The organism is Variovorax sp. 278MFTsu5.1 (genome assembly GCF_048305045.1).
Taxonomy (GTDB): Bacteria; Pseudomonadota; Gammaproteobacteria; order Burkholderiales; family Burkholderiaceae_C; genus Variovorax; species Variovorax guangxiensis.
Map to the genome: position 1 here is coordinate 2,896,187 of NZ_CP157622.1, position 17,002 is coordinate 2,913,188.

Annotated in this window: 14 protein-coding genes; 4 read left to right on the plus strand and 10 right to left on the minus strand. The window is 68.9% G+C overall.

Going from position 1 to position 17,002, the window contains the following annotated elements; all coding sequences use genetic code 11:
- Positions 1-27: 27 nt before the first annotated feature.
- The gene (locus ABL844_RS13440; RefSeq protein WP_369658510.1) at positions 28-1,044 is read left to right on the plus strand and encodes an OmpA family protein; all 1,017 of its coding nucleotides are present in this window, start codon (positions 28-30) and stop codon (positions 1,042-1,044) included.
- Positions 1,045-1,065: 21 nt separating this feature from the next.
- Here ABL844_RS13440 and ABL844_RS13445 read toward each other — a convergent pair whose 3' ends face one another.
- On the minus strand, positions 1,066-1,560 hold the full coding sequence (locus ABL844_RS13445) for an Lrp/AsnC family transcriptional regulator (RefSeq protein ID WP_184641982.1): 495 nt from the start codon (positions 1,558-1,560) through the stop codon (positions 1,066-1,068).
- A 65-nt stretch (positions 1,561-1,625) separates the two neighbouring features.
- Here ABL844_RS13445 and ilvB point away from each other — a divergent pair, with 65 nt between their 5' ends.
- Positions 1,626-3,419, plus strand: a complete 1,794-nt coding sequence (ilvB, locus tag ABL844_RS13450; RefSeq protein WP_418131609.1) for a biosynthetic-type acetolactate synthase large subunit — start codon at positions 1,626-1,628, stop codon at positions 3,417-3,419.
- Positions 3,420-3,551: 132 nt separating this feature from the next.
- Here the strand turns inward: ilvB and ABL844_RS13455 are convergent, their stop codons facing one another.
- The 4 genes from ABL844_RS13455 to ABL844_RS13470 form a co-directional block, all read right to left on the minus strand.
- On the minus strand, positions 3,552-5,111 hold the full coding sequence (locus ABL844_RS13455; protein ID WP_418131610.1) for a cation:proton antiporter: 1,560 nt from the start codon (positions 5,109-5,111) through the stop codon (positions 3,552-3,554).
- Between the two features lie 113 nt (positions 5,112-5,224).
- Positions 5,225-6,247, minus strand: coding sequence for an alpha/beta fold hydrolase (locus tag ABL844_RS13460; protein WP_184641985.1), 1,023 nt, complete (start codon positions 6,245-6,247; stop codon positions 5,225-5,227).
- A gap of 123 nt (positions 6,248-6,370) precedes the next feature.
- Positions 6,371-6,847, minus strand: coding sequence for a MarR family winged helix-turn-helix transcriptional regulator (locus ABL844_RS13465; RefSeq protein ID WP_418120112.1), 477 nt, complete (start codon positions 6,845-6,847; stop codon positions 6,371-6,373).
- Positions 6,848-6,909: 62 nt separating this feature from the next.
- Positions 6,910-7,890 (minus strand): helix-turn-helix domain-containing protein, encoded by a 981-nt coding sequence (locus tag ABL844_RS13470; RefSeq protein WP_418131611.1) that lies wholly within the window; start codon positions 7,888-7,890, stop codon positions 6,910-6,912.
- Positions 7,891-8,095: 205 nt separating this feature from the next.
- On the opposite strand from ABL844_RS13470, the gene ABL844_RS13475 reads away from it, so the two are divergent.
- Both ABL844_RS13475 and ABL844_RS13480 read left to right on the plus strand, forming a co-directional pair.
- The gene (locus ABL844_RS13475; protein ID WP_240650464.1) at positions 8,096-8,854 is read left to right on the plus strand and encodes an aldolase; all 759 of its coding nucleotides are present in this window, start codon (positions 8,096-8,098) and stop codon (positions 8,852-8,854) included.
- 77 nt (positions 8,855-8,931) lie between these two features.
- Positions 8,932-10,155, plus strand: coding sequence for an MFS transporter (locus ABL844_RS13480; protein ID WP_418131901.1), 1,224 nt, complete (start codon positions 8,932-8,934; stop codon positions 10,153-10,155).
- 10 nt (positions 10,156-10,165) lie between these two features.
- Here the strand turns inward: ABL844_RS13480 and ABL844_RS13485 are convergent, their stop codons facing one another.
- The 5 genes from ABL844_RS13485 to ABL844_RS13505 form a co-directional block, all read right to left on the minus strand.
- Positions 10,166-11,848, minus strand: a complete 1,683-nt coding sequence (locus ABL844_RS13485; protein WP_418131612.1) for a hypothetical protein — start codon at positions 11,846-11,848, stop codon at positions 10,166-10,168.
- An 82-nt stretch (positions 11,849-11,930) separates the two neighbouring features.
- Complete coding sequence (locus ABL844_RS13490) at positions 11,931-13,598, minus strand: ABC transporter ATP-binding protein (protein WP_418131613.1); 1,668 nt, start codon at positions 13,596-13,598, stop codon at positions 11,931-11,933.
- Positions 13,595-14,413 carry an ABC transporter permease gene (locus ABL844_RS13495; RefSeq protein ID WP_184641990.1) on the minus strand — a complete coding sequence of 273 codons (819 nt, stop codon included), beginning with the start codon at positions 14,411-14,413 and terminating at the stop codon, positions 13,595-13,597. The genes ABL844_RS13490 and ABL844_RS13495 overlap by 4 nt, the downstream gene beginning before the upstream one ends.
- A complete protein-coding gene (locus tag ABL844_RS13500) occupies positions 14,410-15,354 on the minus strand; it encodes an ABC transporter permease (RefSeq protein ID WP_184641991.1) in 945 nt (314 codons plus the stop codon). The genes ABL844_RS13495 and ABL844_RS13500 overlap by 4 nt, the downstream gene beginning before the upstream one ends.
- A 17-nt stretch (positions 15,355-15,371) precedes the next feature.
- Positions 15,372-16,982, minus strand: a complete 1,611-nt coding sequence (locus ABL844_RS13505) for an ABC transporter substrate-binding protein (protein ID WP_418131614.1) — start codon at positions 16,980-16,982, stop codon at positions 15,372-15,374.
- Between the last annotated feature and the right edge of the window lie 20 nt (positions 16,983-17,002).

Below are 17,002 nucleotides of genomic sequence, written 5' to 3' on the forward strand. Positions count from 1 at the left end.
GCCTCCATTCATCTTCCAGGCCCGCCGATGAAACAGTCCGCCTTCATGGTTCTCGTTGCCCGCCTGGCCGCAGGCGCGCTGCTGATCTCGGCTTCCGCAGGCAGCTTCGCCGCCGAGCCGGCCAAGGACAACCCCCTCGTCGGCCGCTACGAAGGCTCGGTGCTCGACGGCTACAAGGCCGCCGCCTACGACGAGGTCGGCCTGATCAAGGAGCCGTTGCAGAACTGGGGCGGCGGCAAGCCCGACCTGCTCAAGGTGGAGGGCAAGGTCACGCTCTATCTATACAGGCTGCCCAAGGAGCGCTCGCTGCTGGAAGTGCAGCGCAACTACGAGTCCAGCCTCAAGGCCAAGGGCTTCGAGATCGTGTTCAGCTGCGGCACCGCCAACGGCTCGTGCTACAAGCCGCGCGACGGCAGCGTGGACACCACCACGCCCTACGACTTCGCGCTGGCCTTCGACCAGCCCGAATGGCCGCGCCTGGGCAGCCGGGGCGACTATGCGCGCAACTATTTCGCAGTGAGCGGGCGCTATCTGCTCGCGCGGAAGACCGGCCCCTCGGGCACCGTCTACGCCAGCATCGCGCTGGCCGAGCACAACGCCGAGGTCGGCAACCATGCCTTCGTGCGCGTGGTGGAGAGCAAGGCGATGGAGGAGAACAAGATCGTGTTCCTCGACGCCACGGCCATGCAGAAGAGCCTGGCGGAGACGGGGCGTGTCAATCTCTACGGCATCCTGTTCGACCTCGACAAGGACGTGATCCGCCCCGAGTCGCAGCCCACCCTCGACGAGATGACCAAGCTGATGCGCAACAACCCGCCGCTGAAGCTGTCGGTGGTCGGCCACACCGACGCGCAGGGCGAGGCGAAGCACAACGACGATCTTTCGAAGCGCCGGGCGCTGGCGGTGATCTCTGTGCTGGTGAAGGCCGGCGTCGACCCGCGCCGCTTCACCACCCGCGGCGCGGGCGCCTCGGAGCCGGTGGCGCCCAACGACAGCGAGGCGGGGCGGGCGAAGAACCGCCGGGTGGAACTGATCCGGCTCTGAGCCCGGCCACGGCGGCGTGCCTCAGATGATGGGCACGCTCGCTTCCTTCAGCACCCGCAGCACGAAGTGCGACTTGCTGTGGCGGATGCCCGGGATCTTGTAGAGCTTCTCTCGCAGCAGCCGCTCGTAGTCGCGCGTGTCGCGCACGGCGATGCGGATGTAGTAGTCGTAGTCGCCCGAGACCAGGTAGGCCTCCTGGATCTCCGGAATGGTGGCGAGCGTGCGGCCGAAGTCGTAGAGCGTCTCGTCGGTGTGGCTCTCGAGCGTGACCTGCACGATCACCGAGTCGTGATAGCCCAGCTTGGCCGGGTCGACGTCCACCGTGTAGCGCTTGATGACGCCCGTGGCCTCCAGTTTCTTGATGCGTGTCCAGCAGCTGGTGGGCGAGAGGCCGACCTCGTTGCCGATCTCCTGCAGGGTCTTGCGCGAGTCGAGCAGGAGCACCCGCAGGATCGCCAGGTCGGTCTTGTCGAAAGATCCTTCGCTGTCGCTCGGTGTTTGCCGATTGGTTTTCATGAATCGAGCTTAAAGGGCCAAAAGAAAGATGCATATTCTGCGCCCGAAACGGAAGAATTGACGGCATGCGACTGCTCGACCTACCCCCCACGTCCTCCCCGTCCCTTCACCCCGACACAACGCCAGTTCGCATCCGCAACGGCGCCGAAGCACTGCTCGACACCCTGGTCGAGTGCGGCGTGGACACCATCTTCGGCTACCCCGGCGGGGCGGCGCTGCCGCTGTACGACGCGCTGCACGGCGAGCCTCGGCTGCGCCACGTGCTGGTGCGCCACGAGCAGGCGGCCGTGCACGCGGCCGAGGGCTATGCGCGCAGCACCGGCCGCGTGGGCGTGGTGCTGGTCACCTCGGGGCCGGGCGTGGGCAACACCATCACCGGGCTGCTGGACGCGATGAGCGATTCGGTGCCGGTGCTGTGCATCAGCGGGCAGGTCGCCACCGCCGTCATCGGTACGCAGGCGTTCCAGGAAAGCGATGCGCTGGGCATGTCGCGCTCGGTGACGAAGTGGAACCGCCAGGTCCGTGCCGCCGACGAGGTGCCCGCGCTGGTGCGCCGCGCGCTGGAGATCGCTTCCACCGGCCGCCCCGGACCCGTGCTGCTGGACGTGCCGAAGGACATCCAGCTGCAACGCCTGGGCCGTGCCCCCGAGCCCGCCCCGCTGCGCGCCCTGCGCACCAGCCGTACCGCGTTGCCGCCGAAGGCCATGGTGCAGCGCGCCGCCGACCTGCTCTCGACCGCGCGCCGGCCCGTCATCTATGGCGGGGGCGGGCTGGTCAACTCGGGGCCGGCGGCCTGCGAGGCCTTCACGAAGCTGGTGAACCTGATGCATGCGCCGTGCACGCTCACGCTGATGGGGCTGGGCGCGTTCCCGGCGTCGGACCCGAAGTTCATCGGCATGCTGGGCATGCACGGCATGCTCGAAGCCAACCTCGCGATGCACGAGGCCGACCTGGTGGTGTGCGTCGGCGCGCGCTTCGACGACCGCGTGACCGGCAAGCTCGACGAGTTCTGCCCGCACGCCCGCAAGATCCACATCGACATCGACCCCGGCAGCATCAACAAGGTGGTGCGCGTGGACGTGCCGATGGTGGGCGACTGCGCAGCCATCCTCGAGAACCTGCTCGCGCTGCTGCCGGCCGAGGGCTTCGCTCCCGAGCGGCTCGCGCCGTGGTGGGAGCGCATCGAGCGCTGGCGCGCAGTCGACTGCCTGGCCTTCGAGCCGAAGGCGGGCTCGATCCTGCCGCAGCAGCTGATGTCTTCATTGCAGCGCGCGATCGCCCGGATCGCCGGGCGCGACGCCATCGTGTCGACCGACGTGGGCCAGCACCAGATGTGGGCCGCGCAATACCTGCGCTTCGACAGCCCGCGCCGCTGGCTCACCTCGGGCGGTGCCGGCACCATGGGCTACGGGCTGCCCGCCGCCATCGGCGCGCAGATCGGCCACCCCGGCGCCCTGACCGTGTGCGTGAGCGGCGACGCCTCGGTGCTGATGAATATCCAGGAGCTTTCGACGGCGGTGCAGCACCGCGTGCCGGTGAAGCTGGTGCTGAGCAACAACGGCTACATGGGCATGGTGCGCCAGTGGCAGGAGCTGAACCACGGCAACCGCCTGAGCCACAGCTGGAACGAGGCGCTGCCCGACTTCGTGGCGCTGGCCAAGGCCTTCGGCTGGGGTGCGCGGCGGGTGAGCGACCCGGCGGAGCTGGAGGATGCTTTGGCCGAGTGCCTTGCCAGCGAGGGCCCGTTCTTCCTCGACGTGCAGGTCGAAGCGCAGGAAAACTGCTTTCCGATGATGCCCTCGGGGCATGGGCACCACCGGGTGATGCTGGCGAAGGACCGGTGGTACGAGGAGGTCTGAAAGTCTTGTCCCCTCTCCCTCAGGGAGAGGGCCAGGGTGAGGGCGCTGTGCCATCGATGAGGCGCGGCCTTGGCGTTGAGGCCGATGCCCTCACCCCAACCCTCTCCCCGAGGGGAGAGGGAGCAGTGCGCGTCAGACGCTCTGCAGCCGCACGTCGTTCGCCGGAATGGCGCTGAGTTCGGCCCAGTCCATCTCCTCCTCGAGCTGGTGGTAGGCGTCGTCCTCGATCTCGCCGGCGCGGCGCAGCGAGTCGAGCGCCTCCCGCTGCGCGCGGATGGCCACGGCGCGCAGCCGGTCGTGCGCGGTCTTGGCCTGCGGCTGGCGCTGGTCCTGCGCGAGGGCGCGCGCGGCGCGGTATTCGTCGCGCACGGCGTCGGCCTCGCGCCCGTCCTCGGCTTCGATGGCGGCGAGCGCCGCATCCATCATCGCGGTGCGGGCGAGCGAGAGTTCCCTGTCCAGCGAGTCGTCGGGCTCGATCTTCAGCGCGCGGATCAGCGGCCCGATGGTGAAGCCCTGGATCACCAGCGTGCCCAGCACCACCGAGAACGCGCTGAGCACGATGAGATCGCGCCCCGGAAAATCCGCCGGCAGCGCAAAGGCGGTGGCCAGCGTGACCAGCCCGCGCATGCCCGACCAGCCGACCAGCAGGCTGATGCGCTTCGAGGGCAGCGCAACCTTGCGTCCGCGCGCGATCAGCCGCAGCTTGTACCGGCGCATCGCCGCGCCATAGATCAGCACCCACGCCACCCGCACCGCGATGACCAGCACCAGCACGAGGACCGCGAACTCCAGCGCATGCGCCAGCTGCGGCCCCGACAGGCGCGTGATGATGCCGCGCGCCTGCAGCCCCATGAGAAAGAAGGCCAGCACGTTGAGCGTGAACACCACCGCGCCCCACACCGCGTAGGAATGCACGCGGTCGCGCGGTGCATGGCGCTTCGGCGCGAACTGGCCCAGCGTCATGCCGAAGGCCACCACCGAGATGATGGGCGACAGGTGCAGCCGCTCGGCCACGATCCACGCGCCGAAGGTCATCACGAACTGGAAGATGATGGCCGAGCGCGTGCCCGCGAAGAGTGGCGCGCCGAAGTGCAGATTGAGCTTGGCGAAGGCGAAGCCCACCAGCGCGCCGCCCGGCACCGCCACCAGCAGCATCGGCAGCGAGCTCGTCATCGGCACATGCGCGGCGCCGGCCGCCGACACCGCCACGCCGAACACCAGCAGCGCCACCGCGTCGTTGAGCAGGCTCTCGCCGTTGATGAGCGACAGCGTGCGCCGCGGAATGCGGAACTGCTGCATCACCGCTGCCGCGGCCACCGCGTCGGGCGGCGCGACGATGGCGCCGAGCGTGATCGCCGCGGCCAGCGGCAGCCCCGCGAAAGCCCAGCCGGCCCACGCGACCACGGCGGTGGTCAGCAGCACCGCCACCAGCACCAGCGAGACCAGCGACATCCAGTTGCGCCGCAGCTCGCGCGGCGAGGTGTCGAAGGCCGAGTCGAGCAGGGCGGGCGCGATGAAGAGCGCGAGCGCCAGGTGCGGATCGAGGCTCACGTGCGGCACCCAGGGCATGGCGCCCAGGCACACGCCGGCCAGCGCCAGCATCGACGGGTAGGGCAGTGCAAGACGCCGAGAGAGCTGCAGCAGCAGGCAGGCGGCAATCAGCATGACGAGCACGTTCTCGAAGACGTCCATCGGGGCCTCGGTCTTGGTGTTGTTTGCCCCGAATACTAAGAGGTCGCGTTGTCGCGCCCGGCAAAAGAAGAAGGGGCCCGTGCGGGCCCCTTCTTCGTCAACGCATCAGTGCATCAGGACTTGACGAACGCCAGCAGGTCGGCGTTGAACTTGTCCTTGTGCGTGTCGGTCAGGCCGTGCGGCGCGCCGGGGTAGACGATCAGCTTGTTGTTCTTCACCAGCTTGGCCGAGGCCAGGCCGGCGGCGCCGATCGGCACGATCTGGTCGTCGTCGCCGTGCACGATGAGCGTGGGCACGTCGAACTTCTTCAGGTCTTCGGTGAAGTCGGTTTCCGAGAAGGCCTTGATCGAGTCGTAGGTGTTCTTGTGGCCGCCCATCATGCCCTGCGCCCACCACGAGTCGATGAGGCCCTGCGACACCTTCGCGCCGGGGCGGTTGAAGCCGAAGAAGGGGCCCGAGGGCACGTCCTTGTAGAACTGCGAGCGGTTCGCCAGCTGCGCGGCGCGCAGGCCGTCGAACACTTCGATCGGCAGGCCGCCGGGGTTGGCGGCGGTCTTCAGCATCTGCGGCGGCACGGCGGAGATCAGGGCCGCCTTGGCCACGCGCTTCGTGCCGTGGCGGCCGATGTAGCGCGCCACCTCGCCGCCGCCGGTCGAGAAGCCGACCAGGATCGCGTTCTTCAGGTCCAGCGTCTCGATGACGGTGGCGAGGTCGTCGGCGTAGGTGTCCATGTCGTTGCCGTTCCACGGCTGGCTGGAGCGGCCGTGGCCGCGGCGGTCGTGCGCCACGGTGCGGAAGCCCTGCGATGCGAGGAAGAGCATCTGCGATTCCCAGCTGTCGGAGTTCAGCGGCCAGCCGTGGCTGAACACGACGGGCTGGCCGGTGCTGGGGCCCCAGTCCTTGTAATAGAGCTCGGTGCCGTCCTTGGTGACGATGATGTTCTTGCTCATGGTTTGCTTTCCTTTCGAAGAGGCGTTGGCCGCGCCCGATGCGGGCGCGGCGGCGGATGCGGCGGATGCCGCGCTGGAGAAGCCGGTGCCCACGAGGGCGCCGGCTGCGACGGAGGCTCCGCCCAGCAGCAGGCTGCGGCGGGTGGGAGCGGTGGAGTCGATGGTCTGGGTGCGTTGTTCGGTCATGGTGCTTTCCTTTTGCTGGCAGGTCGAGTGGTGAAGTGGTGCGGCGCGGTAAATATCGTATGAATTAATATCGCATGCGATGTATTTGTCTTGAAAAAGCAGGAACGGCGAAGCTGCTGTGCATCACGCGTTCCTGTCGAGGCTTGTGCGCAGGCCCAGCAACTGGGTGCGCAGTTCGCCGATCTGTTCGGGGGAGAGCTCCATCGCCTGCGCCACGCAGCCCGGCAGCCCCTGTGCCTTGGCGCGCAATGCGCGCCCATCGGCCGTGAGCGACACGATGACCTGCCGCTCGTCCTTGGGCGAACGCACGCGCTGGATGAGTCCGCGCGCTTCGAGCCGCTTGAGCAGGGGAGTGAGGGTGGTGGTTTCGAGCGCCAGGCGCGTGCAGATCTCGGAGACGTTGATTTCGTCCTTCTCCCACAGCACCAGCATGACGAGGTACTGCAGGTAAGTGAGATCGAGATCGCGCAGCAGGCCGCGGTACACCTTGTTGAGGCTCAGCATCGTCGAGTAGACGGCGAAGCAAAGCTGCTCGTCCAGCGCCAGCGCATTGCTCGCCGGGGCTTCGGTGGATGGGGCGGTGATGCGCTTGGCAGGCATGGCGCGAATATTAGATCGCATGCGATCTAATGGCAAGCAATATTTATCGGCCGGACGATTTCTCAGGCTGGCGACTTGCGCAGGCCTCCAGGAGGCACGCCGAACCGGTCCCTGAAGCTTCGGCTGAAATGGCTCGCGTCGCCGAAGCCGTTGCGATAGGCGATCTGGGCCACGCTCAAATGGTCGAGCCGCCTGTTCCGCAGATCGTCTTTCGCGCGCTCCAGGCGGCGCATGCGCAGGTACGCGCCATATTGCGTGCGCTGCGTCTCGAAGAGCCGATGCGTGAGCCGCCTCGAGATGCCGAGCTCCCTCGATACCGCATCGACCGAGAGTTCCGGATCGCCCAGGTGCGCCTCGATGAAGGCCACCAGCCGCTGCCAGCGGTCGCGCTCGCGGTGCTTGCCGTCGGCCGTGTCTTCGTCCACCGATTCGCAATAGGCCGCAGCCAGCAGCGAGACGAAGGACTGCTCGGAGAAGTACGCCAATGCCGGCAACGCCTGCGCATTGCCCGGAAACACATGCCCCATGTGCACACGGGCCGCCTCGGCCAGGCGCGAATCCGCCCGCGAGATCGAAGGCACGAAGCGGTCGTGCAGATCGGCGTAGATGCCGAAGAACCGGTCCGACGGCACCCGCAGCACCACCAGCTTGCCGGGCGTGGTCAGTGTGCAGGCCGAAGGAAGCCGCGTGGTGCGGAAGGTGATGTCGCCCTTGCGGAAAGGCATGCAGCGCCCGCCCTGCTCGATGGTGCCTTCGCCCTCGACCGCGATCATCGCGAGCACATCGCCCGCGCCGCCGATGGAAGCCAGCGCCGTGTCATGGCGAACCGCCAGCGGCGTGGATGCGAAGCTGATCGCCAGCCCGCCGCCCACGAGCCGGCAGGCCTCCAGGCTCATGCGCGGGTTGCTGTCCCGCACGCTGAGCTCGCCGGGGTACACCAGCGAGTCGAGCGCATTCGAGTAGCCCTGCACGTCGCCCATGTAGAACGGACGGAAGCATGGCGCGAAGCTCAGGTCGGAGGCTGCTGCTGTGTCGTGGTGCATGGCTGTGTTTCCTGCCGCCGATGCGCATGCTTCGTGCCAGGCAGCGTCGGCAGGGGCAGTCTAGGCGGCCGACATCCGATCCGGGGCTGAGGCTTTCCACTAGTTGGCACGCCGGATCAATGCGCGTGCACCCACGCGCAAGAGCAAAGCGGGGGCTGCTTCATACATTGGCCGCACCCCCACGAATGCACACAGGAGCCAACGCGTGAGCGACGACACCCGCACCACAACCCATGAAAGCCCCGCGCCGTCCCTCGACGGCCTCAGCTACGGCAATTGGACCGAGGCCGAGAAGCTCGCGCTGAGCTGCCGCATCCTCGCGAAGGAAGGTCATTGCGAAACCCTGGCCGGCCAGATCACCGTGCGGCAGCCGGACGGCAGCTTCCTGACCACGCCGCTCGCGCATGCCTTCAGCGAGATCCGCCCCGACTCGGTCATGCGCATCGACGATTCGCTGCGCGTGCTCGAAGGCCGCGGCGTGCCCAACCCGGCCGTGCGCTTCCACCTGTGGGTCTACAGGCGCAGGCCGGACGTGAACTGCGTGATCCACACGCATCCGCCATACGTCTCCGCGCTGTCGATGACCGGCGAGCCGCTGCAGATTGCGCACATGGACGCCACCCCGTTCTTCGACGACTGCGCCTTCCTGCCCGAGTGGCCCGGCCTGCCGATCGCCGACGTCGAGGGCGAGATCATCTCGGCCGCGCTCGGCACCAAGCGCTGCGTGCTGCTTGCCAACCACGGTTTCCTGGCCGCCACGCCGACCATCGAGGAGTCGCTCTACATGTCGGTGCTCATCGAGCGCGCGGCGCGCAACCAGCTGATCGCGCAGTCGGCCTACGGTCGCCTCAAGCTGGTGGACCCGGCACTGGCCAGGGAGTCGCACGACTTCCTGCTGCAGCGGAGCATCGTCAACGCCAGTTTCGCGATGTTCGCGCGGCAGATCACCGGGGAGCGCCCATGAACAGCATCGCTACCCCGTTGCAGGGCACCGTGGAGAAGAAAAAGCACCAGAGCGTGTGGAAGATCGGCGCCGCCACCATGGTCGGTACGGCCATCGAGGCCTTCGACTTCCTCGCCTACGGCACCGCCGCTGCGCTGGTGTTCAACAAGCTTTTCTTCCCCAACTTCGACCCCACCGTCGGCACGCTGGCGGCCTTCGGCACCTTCGCCAGCGGCATGCTCGCCAGGCCGCTGGGCGGCATCATCTTCGGGCACTACGGCGACCGCCTGGGCCGCAAGTCGATGCTCACGCTGAGCCTGCTGATGATGGGTATCTGCACGGTGCTGATCGGCCTGCTGCCGACCTACGAGTCCATCGGGCTGTGGGCGGCCGTGCTGCTGGTGCTGCTGCGCATCGGGCAGGGCCTGTCGTTCGGTGGCGAGCTCGGCGGGGCGATGCTCATGGCGGTGGAGCACGCGCCGCCGCGCTGGCGCTCGCTGGTCGGCAGCATGCCGCAGATGGGCGCTCCCATCGGCGTGCTGCTGTCCTCGGGCGCCTTCGCGCTGGTCACGCAGCTGCCCGAGTCCAGCTTCATGAGCTGGGGCTGGCGGCTGCCCTTCCTTGCGAGCGCGGTGCTGATCGTGCTGGGCGTCTTCATCCGCATGAAGGTGGACGAGTCGCCCGAGTTCATGCAGGTCAAGGTCCACCGCAGGACGGCGGTGCTGCCGGCGCGCGAGGTGGTGGTGGCACACCTCAGGCCCCTGCTGCTGACCATCGGCGGCAAGCTGGCCGAGGTGACGCTGATCTACACCGTGCTGGTGTTCTCGATCTCCTACGCGACCAGCCGGCTCGGCTTCTCGCGCTCCGATGCGCTGCACGCCCTCATCGCCGGTTCGGCGGCGATGGTCTTCACCATTCCGGCCAGTGGCTGGCTCGCGGACAAGGTGGGCGCGCGGCGGCTCTACGTCTTCGGCGGACTGCTGCTGGCGCTCATGGCGGTGCCGCTCTTCCAGGCCATCGGCAGCGGCTCGCTCACGGCCTACACGGTGGCGATGGTGCTGGCGCTGTCGCTCAACTACCCGCTGATGTTCGCGCCGCAGTCCAGCCTCTATGCGGCGCAGTTTCCGCCCGAGCTGCGCTACTCGGGCATCTCCATCGGCATCCAGTTCGCGGCGGCCATCGGCGGCGGGCTGGCGCCGATCATCGCGGCGACGCTGGTGGCGAACTATTCGAGCATCGTGCCGGTGGGCGTCTACGTCGCGGTGCTGGGCGTGGTGGCCGCGGGGTCGGCCTGGCTGATGCGCCCTGTCGCGAACGAATGACCGGCCGCCCTCAGGAGTGCCCGTCCACCCGCATCTGGAAGAGGAAGTAGGGCGGAATGCAGGCGCCTTGCCCCTCGGGCTTGCCATCGGCCTGCGCGCAGATGTAGTCGTCTCGGCAAGCCTGCTGCGCCGAACAGCTGCGCAGGTTGCCGGGGCGCGTGTGCTTGGCCAGGCATTCGCCGAAGGGCTTCTTCGCGGCCAGGCAGCTGTTGAAGTCGCTGAGGATCGCGATGCCGCCGCAGGTGCCGTTCGGGTCCCTGGGGTCGCAGGGGCCGGAGCACATGCCGCCCGGAAAGCCGACCGAGGTTTTCTCGCACACCGAGGCCGCGCCTTCGCAGGCAACGGGCGGCAGTTTCTCGGCGCGATCGGTCCACGCGTTGGCCGACTGCGTGATGCGCGTGGGCTCGCAGCGCGCGCCGACCGTCGCGCGTCCGGCGGCGGGATCCGCTTCCATCGGCTCGGCCAGGGGCCGGAACGGATCGGGCCGCGGCGTGGAGAGCGCGGCCCGCAAGTAGCTTTCGCGCCGCGCGAGCTCGTCCTGCACGTGCGGCGAGTGCGGCACCGCCAGCGCGTTGCCGGTGGTGAAGGTCCGCGAGGCGCCGCGCCGGTCGACACCCAGCAGGTGGAAGCCCGCGACCGCGCGGCTCTGGTGGCAGCCCATGCAGCTCAGGTCGTCGAGGCGGCGCAGGATGGCCTGCGGCGACTGCAGCGTGCGGCTGCCGGGCACGGCCTGCCATTCGCCGGGCGCGAAGATCTGCGCGAAGGGCCGGTTGGCCAGTCGTTCGAGTCCGCGCGGCGCGACCGAGATGGCTTCGGTCGCGAGGAACCTGTCGGGAATCTGCAGCGTGGCCTCGTCCAGCGCGCGCAGGTTGGCGGGTTGCCGAAGCCACTGCTGCAGTTCCTTGCGCAGCGGGGCATTGGCCTTGAGCCTGGCGACGTCGGGCGTGTTCTCCAGCGGCGCGACCTCGAAGCGCCTGGCGCCCGCGTTCCAATGGAAGGCGCGGAGCATGTATTCGGCATGGCCGCCCAGGTCGGGCCGCACCGCTGAGGGCCAGCGCACGCTCTGCAGGTTGGTGGTGAGCTGCGCGATGCGCGCGTGCTCCAGCCGCTTCGGCGCGAGCGGGCCATCGGCCGAGGTCAGCCAGCGGCCCAGCGCCTCGTCGGCCATCGCGGCCTGCGGCGGCTGCCATCGCTTCGCGGCGGCGGCGCAGCTTCCGTCTGCATCGGGCGCGTCGCCGCGCAGTTCGACGTTGACAGTCATCGGCAGGCGAGACTGCATCGCCGCCGTGCGATAGGCCAGCCGGTACACCAGCCGCGTCTCGCCGCAGGCGCCGCTCTGGAAGGGCCGGCGGTCCATGCGGTTGGCGACGCCGACCAGCTCGAAGAAGGCATCGGGGCTCGCGAGCCAGCGCGCGTCGAACAGCCGGTGCGGATAGCGCGAGATGCCCACGCCCGCCTGCCTGTCGCGCCGCTGGATGCCGGAAAGGCTGGCGCCCAGCGGTTCGGTGATGGAGCGCCAGGCAGGAGTACGCATCAGCGCCTCGTTGGCGGTGACGCCATCGGCCGACTGTGCCGATTCGCCGTTCATCCAGCGCGCGAAGCCGGCGCCGGATTTCTCGGCCGCCTGCAGCGCGGCGGGCGAGGTGACGAGCAGCACCGGCTCCGCCGCTTGCGCCACGGGAGCGGGGGACACGAGCGTCAGTGCGAGGAGGGCGGCGGGCAGGTGATGTCGGATGAGCGGCACGCGGCCGATTGTGCCGCCGTGCCGCCCGTCATCACGCGAAGGCCCGACCCGCTTCGGGCATTGCCTGTGCCGTGTCCAGCGCATCCAGCGCCGCCAGCGGCCGCGGCGTGGCTGCGAGCAGCGCCTGCGTGTACGCATGGCGCGGATCGTCGAACACCGCGTCGCGTGGGCCTTGCTCCACGATGCGCCCGCGCTCCATCACGATCACGCGGTCGGCGATCTGCTCCACCGCCGCGAGGTCGTGGCTGATGAACAGGCATGCGAAGCCGTGGTGCTGCTGCAGGCTCTGGAACAGCTTGAGCACCTGCGCCTGGATCGTCATGTCGAGCGCCGACACCGGCTCGTCGGCCACCACGAAAGCGGGGCGCCGTACCAGCGCACGAGCGATCGCCACGCGCTGGCGCTGGCCGCCCGAAAGCTCGTGCGGGTAGCGCGCGCCGAGGCCGTCCAGGCCGACCTCGTCCAGCGTTTCCTTCACGCGCCGCGTGCGCGCCGTCGCGTCGAGCTCGGGCAGGTGGCGCAGCGGCTCGGCCACGATCTCCTGCACGCGCATGCGCGGGTCCAGCGAGGAGAACGGGTCCTGGAACACGAGCTGGCAGGCCAGCCTGAAGCGATGCAGCGCGGCACGGCCGGCGCTGCGAACGTCCTCGCCGCGAAACAGGATCTGCCCGGCCTGCGAAGGCGCGAGCCGCAGGATGGCGCGGCCCAGCGTGGTCTTGCCGGAGCCGCTGCCGCCCACCAGCGCGACCATTTCGCCCGGATGGATGTCGAGGTCGAGCGAGTCGATCACGCGAACCGGCGCGTGGCGTTTGAAGAAGCCGGCGCGTGCGCCGGCGTAGCTCACGCACAGGCCGCGCACCTGTACCAGCGGCTGCCGCTGCTCGGCGGGTTCGGCCTTGGCCGCCTGCCGGCGCGGCAGCGCGTCGACCAGCTTGCGGGTGTAGGGCTGCCTCGGTGCCAGCAGGATGCCCGGCACCTCGCCGGTCTCGACCAGCCGGCCCTTCTCCAGCACGATGGCGCGCTGCGCATAGCGCCCCACCAGCCCGAGGTTGTGCGTGATCAGCAACACGGCCGTGCCGTTGTCGCGCGCCAGGCCCACCATCAGGTCGAGCACCTCGCGCTGGCTCAGCGTGTCCAGCGCGGTGGTCGGCTCGTCGGCGATCAGCAGGCGCGGCTTCAGCAGCATCACGCTGGCCAGCATGATGCGCTGGCGCATGCCGCCGGAGAACTCGTGCGGATAGGCGTGCATGCAGCGCTCGGGGTCGGCGATCTGCACGCGGCGCAGCATGTCGACGATGCGCGCGCGGATCTCTGCGGCCGGCAGCTGCGTGTGCATGCGCAGCCCTTCGGCCATCTGCTCGCCGATGCGGTGCACCGGGTTGAGCGAGACCATCGGCTCCTGGAACACCATGCCGATGCCCGGTCCACGGATGGGGCGCATGGCCTTCGCGTCGAGTGTGGCAAGGTCCTGCCCGTCGAACACGATGCGCCCGCCGGTCTGCGCAATGCCCGGCGGCAGCAGCTGCAGGATGGCACGCGCCGCCATCGTCTTGCCGCTGCCCGATTCGCCCACCACCGCGAGGAACTCGCCGGCCTTCACTTCGAACGACAGGTCGTGCACCAGCGGCTGGGCGCCGTTGCGCAGCTCGATCCTCAGGTGCTCGACGGAAAGCACGGTCTGACTCGATTGAACGCTCATGACTTCTCCGTCCGCGGATCGAGCCGGTCGCGCAGCGATTCGCCCAGCAGGTTGATGCCCAGCAGCGTGAGCGCGATGCACAGGCCTGGTACCACGCACAGCCACACGGCCGAGGCCATGTAGGGCCGCGCGCTCGCGAGCATGTTGCCCCAGGTCGGCGCGGGCGGCGGCACGCCCAGGCCCAGGAAGCTCAGCGCGCTTTCCGACAGCAGCACCCAGCCGAACATGCTGGTGGCCAGCACCGCCACGGGTGCCATGCAGTTGGGCAGCACGTGGCGCCACATGGTGTAGAGCTCGCCGTTGCCGATCATGCGCGAGGCCTCCACGTACTCGCGCTCGCGCAGCGACAGCACCGTGCCGCGCACCACGCGCACCACCGAAGGGGCATAGGCCATGCTCAGCGCCAGCACGATGCCCCACTTGTTGGCGCCGACGATCACCATCACGCCCAGCGCCAGCAGCAGGCCCGGAAAGGCCAGCAGCGTGTCGTTGAAGGCCATCAGCACGCGGTCTGTCCAGCCGCGCACGAAACCCGCGACCACGCCGACCACCAGCCCCATGGCGGTGGCCAGCGTCACGGTGAGCAGCGCGACCAGGCAGCTGGTGGCCGCGCCCTGCATCGCGCGGCTGGCCACGTCGCGGCCGAATTCGTCGGTGCCCAGCCAGTGCGCCATCGAGGGCGGCTGCAGCTTGGAGCGCAGGTCGATGCCCAGCGGGTTGTAGGGCGTCCACAGCGCGGCGACCACGGCGACGGCCAGCAGCACCGCGACCAGCGCGCCGCCGATGAGGGTATGGGTCTTGAACTTCGTCTTCACTGCACAGTGACCCGCGGGTCGAAGAGGGGGTAGCACATGTCGACGATCAGGTTGATGACGACGTAGATGCAGGCGGTGAACAGCAGGCAGCCCTGCAGCACCGGGTAGTCGCGCGCGAAGATCGAGTCGATCATCAGGCGCCCGAGCCCGGGCAGGGTGAACACCGTCTCCAGCACCGCGATGCCGCTGAGCAGGTGCCCGAGGATCAGCCCGATCATGGTGAGGGTCGGGTTGAAGGCGTTGGGCAGCACATGGCGGCGCAGCACCTGCGACTCGGGCACGCCCTTGGCGCGCGCGTGCGTCACGTATTCGAGCCGCAGAATCTCGATGGTGCTGGCGCGCGACATGCGCGTGAGCACGCCGGTCTCCACCAGCAGCAGAGTGGCGATCGGAAGAATCACGTAGAGCACGCCCTGCGAGAAGTTCTCCGACATCGGCACGTAGCCCACCACCGGCAGCCAGCCCAGGTACTGGCCGAAGAACATCAGCAGCAGCAGGCCCAGCCAGAAGCTGGGCACCGAGAGCATCAGCGTCGCGGCGCCGATGATGGCGAGGTCGGTGGGCTTGTCCTTGCGCCAGGCGGCGACCAGGCCGGCGGGCACGGCGATCAGCGAGGCCAGCGCCACCGCGACGAGCACGATGACCGCGCTGACGTGAAAGCGCTCCCAGATCAACGGCAGCACCGGCAGGCCGTTGGTGGTCGATACGCCCAGGTCGCCGGCCAGCGCGTGCCTCAGCCACACGAGGTACTGCACGGGCAGGGGCTGGTCCAGCCCCATCTGATGGCGCATGAGCGCCAGCTGCGCGGGGTCGGCGCCTTCGCCCAGCATGAGCAGCACCGGGTCGCCCGGAATCAGCCGCATCAGGGTGAACACCGCGATGGAGACCAGCAGCAGCGTCGGAATCGTCATCGCGATCCGGCGCAGGAGATAGGCGGGCATTGCTTGCGCTGCTCCGTTCAGCCGGCGGCGGCCAGCCGCACGTTCCAGAACCTGGGCTTGGCCGGCGCCCAGCCCTTGAAGCCGGTCACGCTCTTGCGCATGGCGGTGGCGTCGCTGGCGTTGAAGAGCACGATCATCGGCACGTCCTGCAGCATCTGCTTGTGCATCTCGTCGAACAGCACCTGGCGGCGCGCCTTGTCGCGCGTGACCATCGACTCCGCCAGCCGCGTCTGGCCGTAGGCGCTGTCCCAGACCTTGCGCGGCTGGGCGGCCTTGTCGCCCGACACCATCTCGAAGTTGAGCGAGGGATCGATGCGCGCCGAGTAGATGAAGGCCATGCTCTGGTACTGGCCCTTGGTGTAGCGGTCGAGCTGGGTGGCCCAGTCGAGCACCTCCAGCTCGATGTTGATGCCCGCCTCGGAGGCCATGGCCTGCACCAGCACGGCGGCCGAGTACAGGGCCTCGTAGCGCTTGTTGGCGATCATGCGGATCGGCTGGTTGCGGTAGCCCGCTTCGGCCAGCAGCTTCTTCGCGGCGGCGATGTCGCGCCTGAAGCCGCCGGCCTGCACTGCGTCGTAGTAGGGGCTGGAAGACGGCACCACCGAGTTGTTGACGGGAGAGAGGCCCTCGGTGACGGAGCGCGCGATCTCGGGCGTGTCGAGCGACAGCGCCAGCGCGCGGCGGATGCGCACGTCCTTGAGCACCGGGTCGTTGGTCTGCAGCAGCAGCGCGACCATCGACATCACCGGCGTGGTGTCGACCAGCACGTCGGTGCGCTTGCGCATCTCGACCACGTCGGCCGGGCTGGGATTGACGAAGGCGTCGATGCCGCCGCTGTAGAGCGCGGCCTTGGCCGCGGCCGAGTCGGGAATGACGACGAAGCGCAGGTTCTCGATCTCGGCCTTCTTGCCGCCCGCGAGGCCGTCGCGCGGCTCGGCGCGGGAGGTGTAGCCGTCGAAGCGCGTGAGCTCCACGTACTGGCCGCGCTTCCATTCCTTGAGCTTGTAGGGGCCCGTGCCCACGGGCTCCTTCCACTGGCCGTCGGGGCCGACCGAACTGCGGTGCAGGATGGCTGCGCCGCCGCAGTCGGGCCGCGCCATCATCGTGAGGAAGAGGGCGCTCGCGCGCTCCAGCTTGAACACCACCGTCTTCGGATTGGGCGCTTCCACCGACAGCACCTTGGTCATGCCCTTGCCGTCGAACTCGGGCAGGCAGCGCCAGCCGCTCGTGGGCTTGAGGTAGCGCTGCCAGTTCCAGACCACGTCGTCGGCGGTGAGCGTGGCGCCGTTCTGGAACTTCACGCCGTCGCGCAGCGTGAAGGTGTAGGTCAGGCCGTCGGCCGAGGTGTCGACCTTGCTCGCCAGCATCGGGCCCACCGAGGTGTCCTCGCGCAGCGCGACCAGCCCTTCGGCCACGTGCAGCAGCACGTTGTCGGTGTTGTCGTCGCGGTTGCCGCCGGGGTCGGTGCTGCGGATGTCGGAGTTGATCTGGATGCGCAGCGTCTGGCCCGCGCCCACCGTCGGCTGGGCAACGGCGGGAGCCGCGGCTGCCAGGCCGAGCGCCAGGGCGGCAATCAGCGATGCAGGCGATGCGGAGGGCGGGCGGGAAGGGGGAACGGGGACTTTCATGGCAACACTCCTGGCATGGG

Coding starts and splice junctions, on each gene's coding strand:
- ABL844_RS13440 (WP_369658510.1), top strand. CDS start 28: ATGAAACAGTCCGCCTTCATGGTTCTCGTTGCCCGCCTGGCCGCAGGC.
- ABL844_RS13445 (WP_184641982.1), bottom strand. CDS start 1,560: ATGAAAACCAATCGGCAAACACCGAGCGACAGCGAAGGATCTTTCGAC.
- ilvB (WP_418131609.1), top strand. CDS start 1,626: ATGCGACTGCTCGACCTACCCCCCACGTCCTCCCCGTCCCTTCACCCC.
- ABL844_RS13455 (WP_418131610.1), bottom strand. CDS start 5,111: ATGGACGTCTTCGAGAACGTGCTCGTCATGCTGATTGCCGCCTGCCTG.
- ABL844_RS13460 (WP_184641985.1), bottom strand. CDS start 6,247: ATGACCGAACAACGCACCCAGACCATCGACTCCACCGCTCCCACCCGC.
- ABL844_RS13465 (WP_418120112.1), bottom strand. CDS start 6,847: ATGCCTGCCAAGCGCATCACCGCCCCATCCACCGAAGCCCCGGCGAGC.
- ABL844_RS13470 (WP_418131611.1), bottom strand. CDS start 7,890: ATGCACCACGACACAGCAGCAGCCTCCGACCTGAGCTTCGCGCCATGC.
- ABL844_RS13480 (WP_418131901.1), top strand. CDS start 8,932: ATGGTCGGTACGGCCATCGAGGCCTTCGACTTCCTCGCCTACGGCACC.
- ABL844_RS13490 (WP_418131613.1), bottom strand. CDS start 13,598: ATGAGCGTTCAATCGAGTCAGACCGTGCTTTCCGTCGAGCACCTGAGG.
- ABL844_RS13500 (WP_184641991.1), bottom strand. CDS start 15,354: ATGCCCGCCTATCTCCTGCGCCGGATCGCGATGACGATTCCGACGCTG.
- ABL844_RS13505 (WP_418131614.1), bottom strand. CDS start 16,982: ATGAAAGTCCCCGTTCCCCCTTCCCGCCCGCCCTCCGCATCGCCTGCA.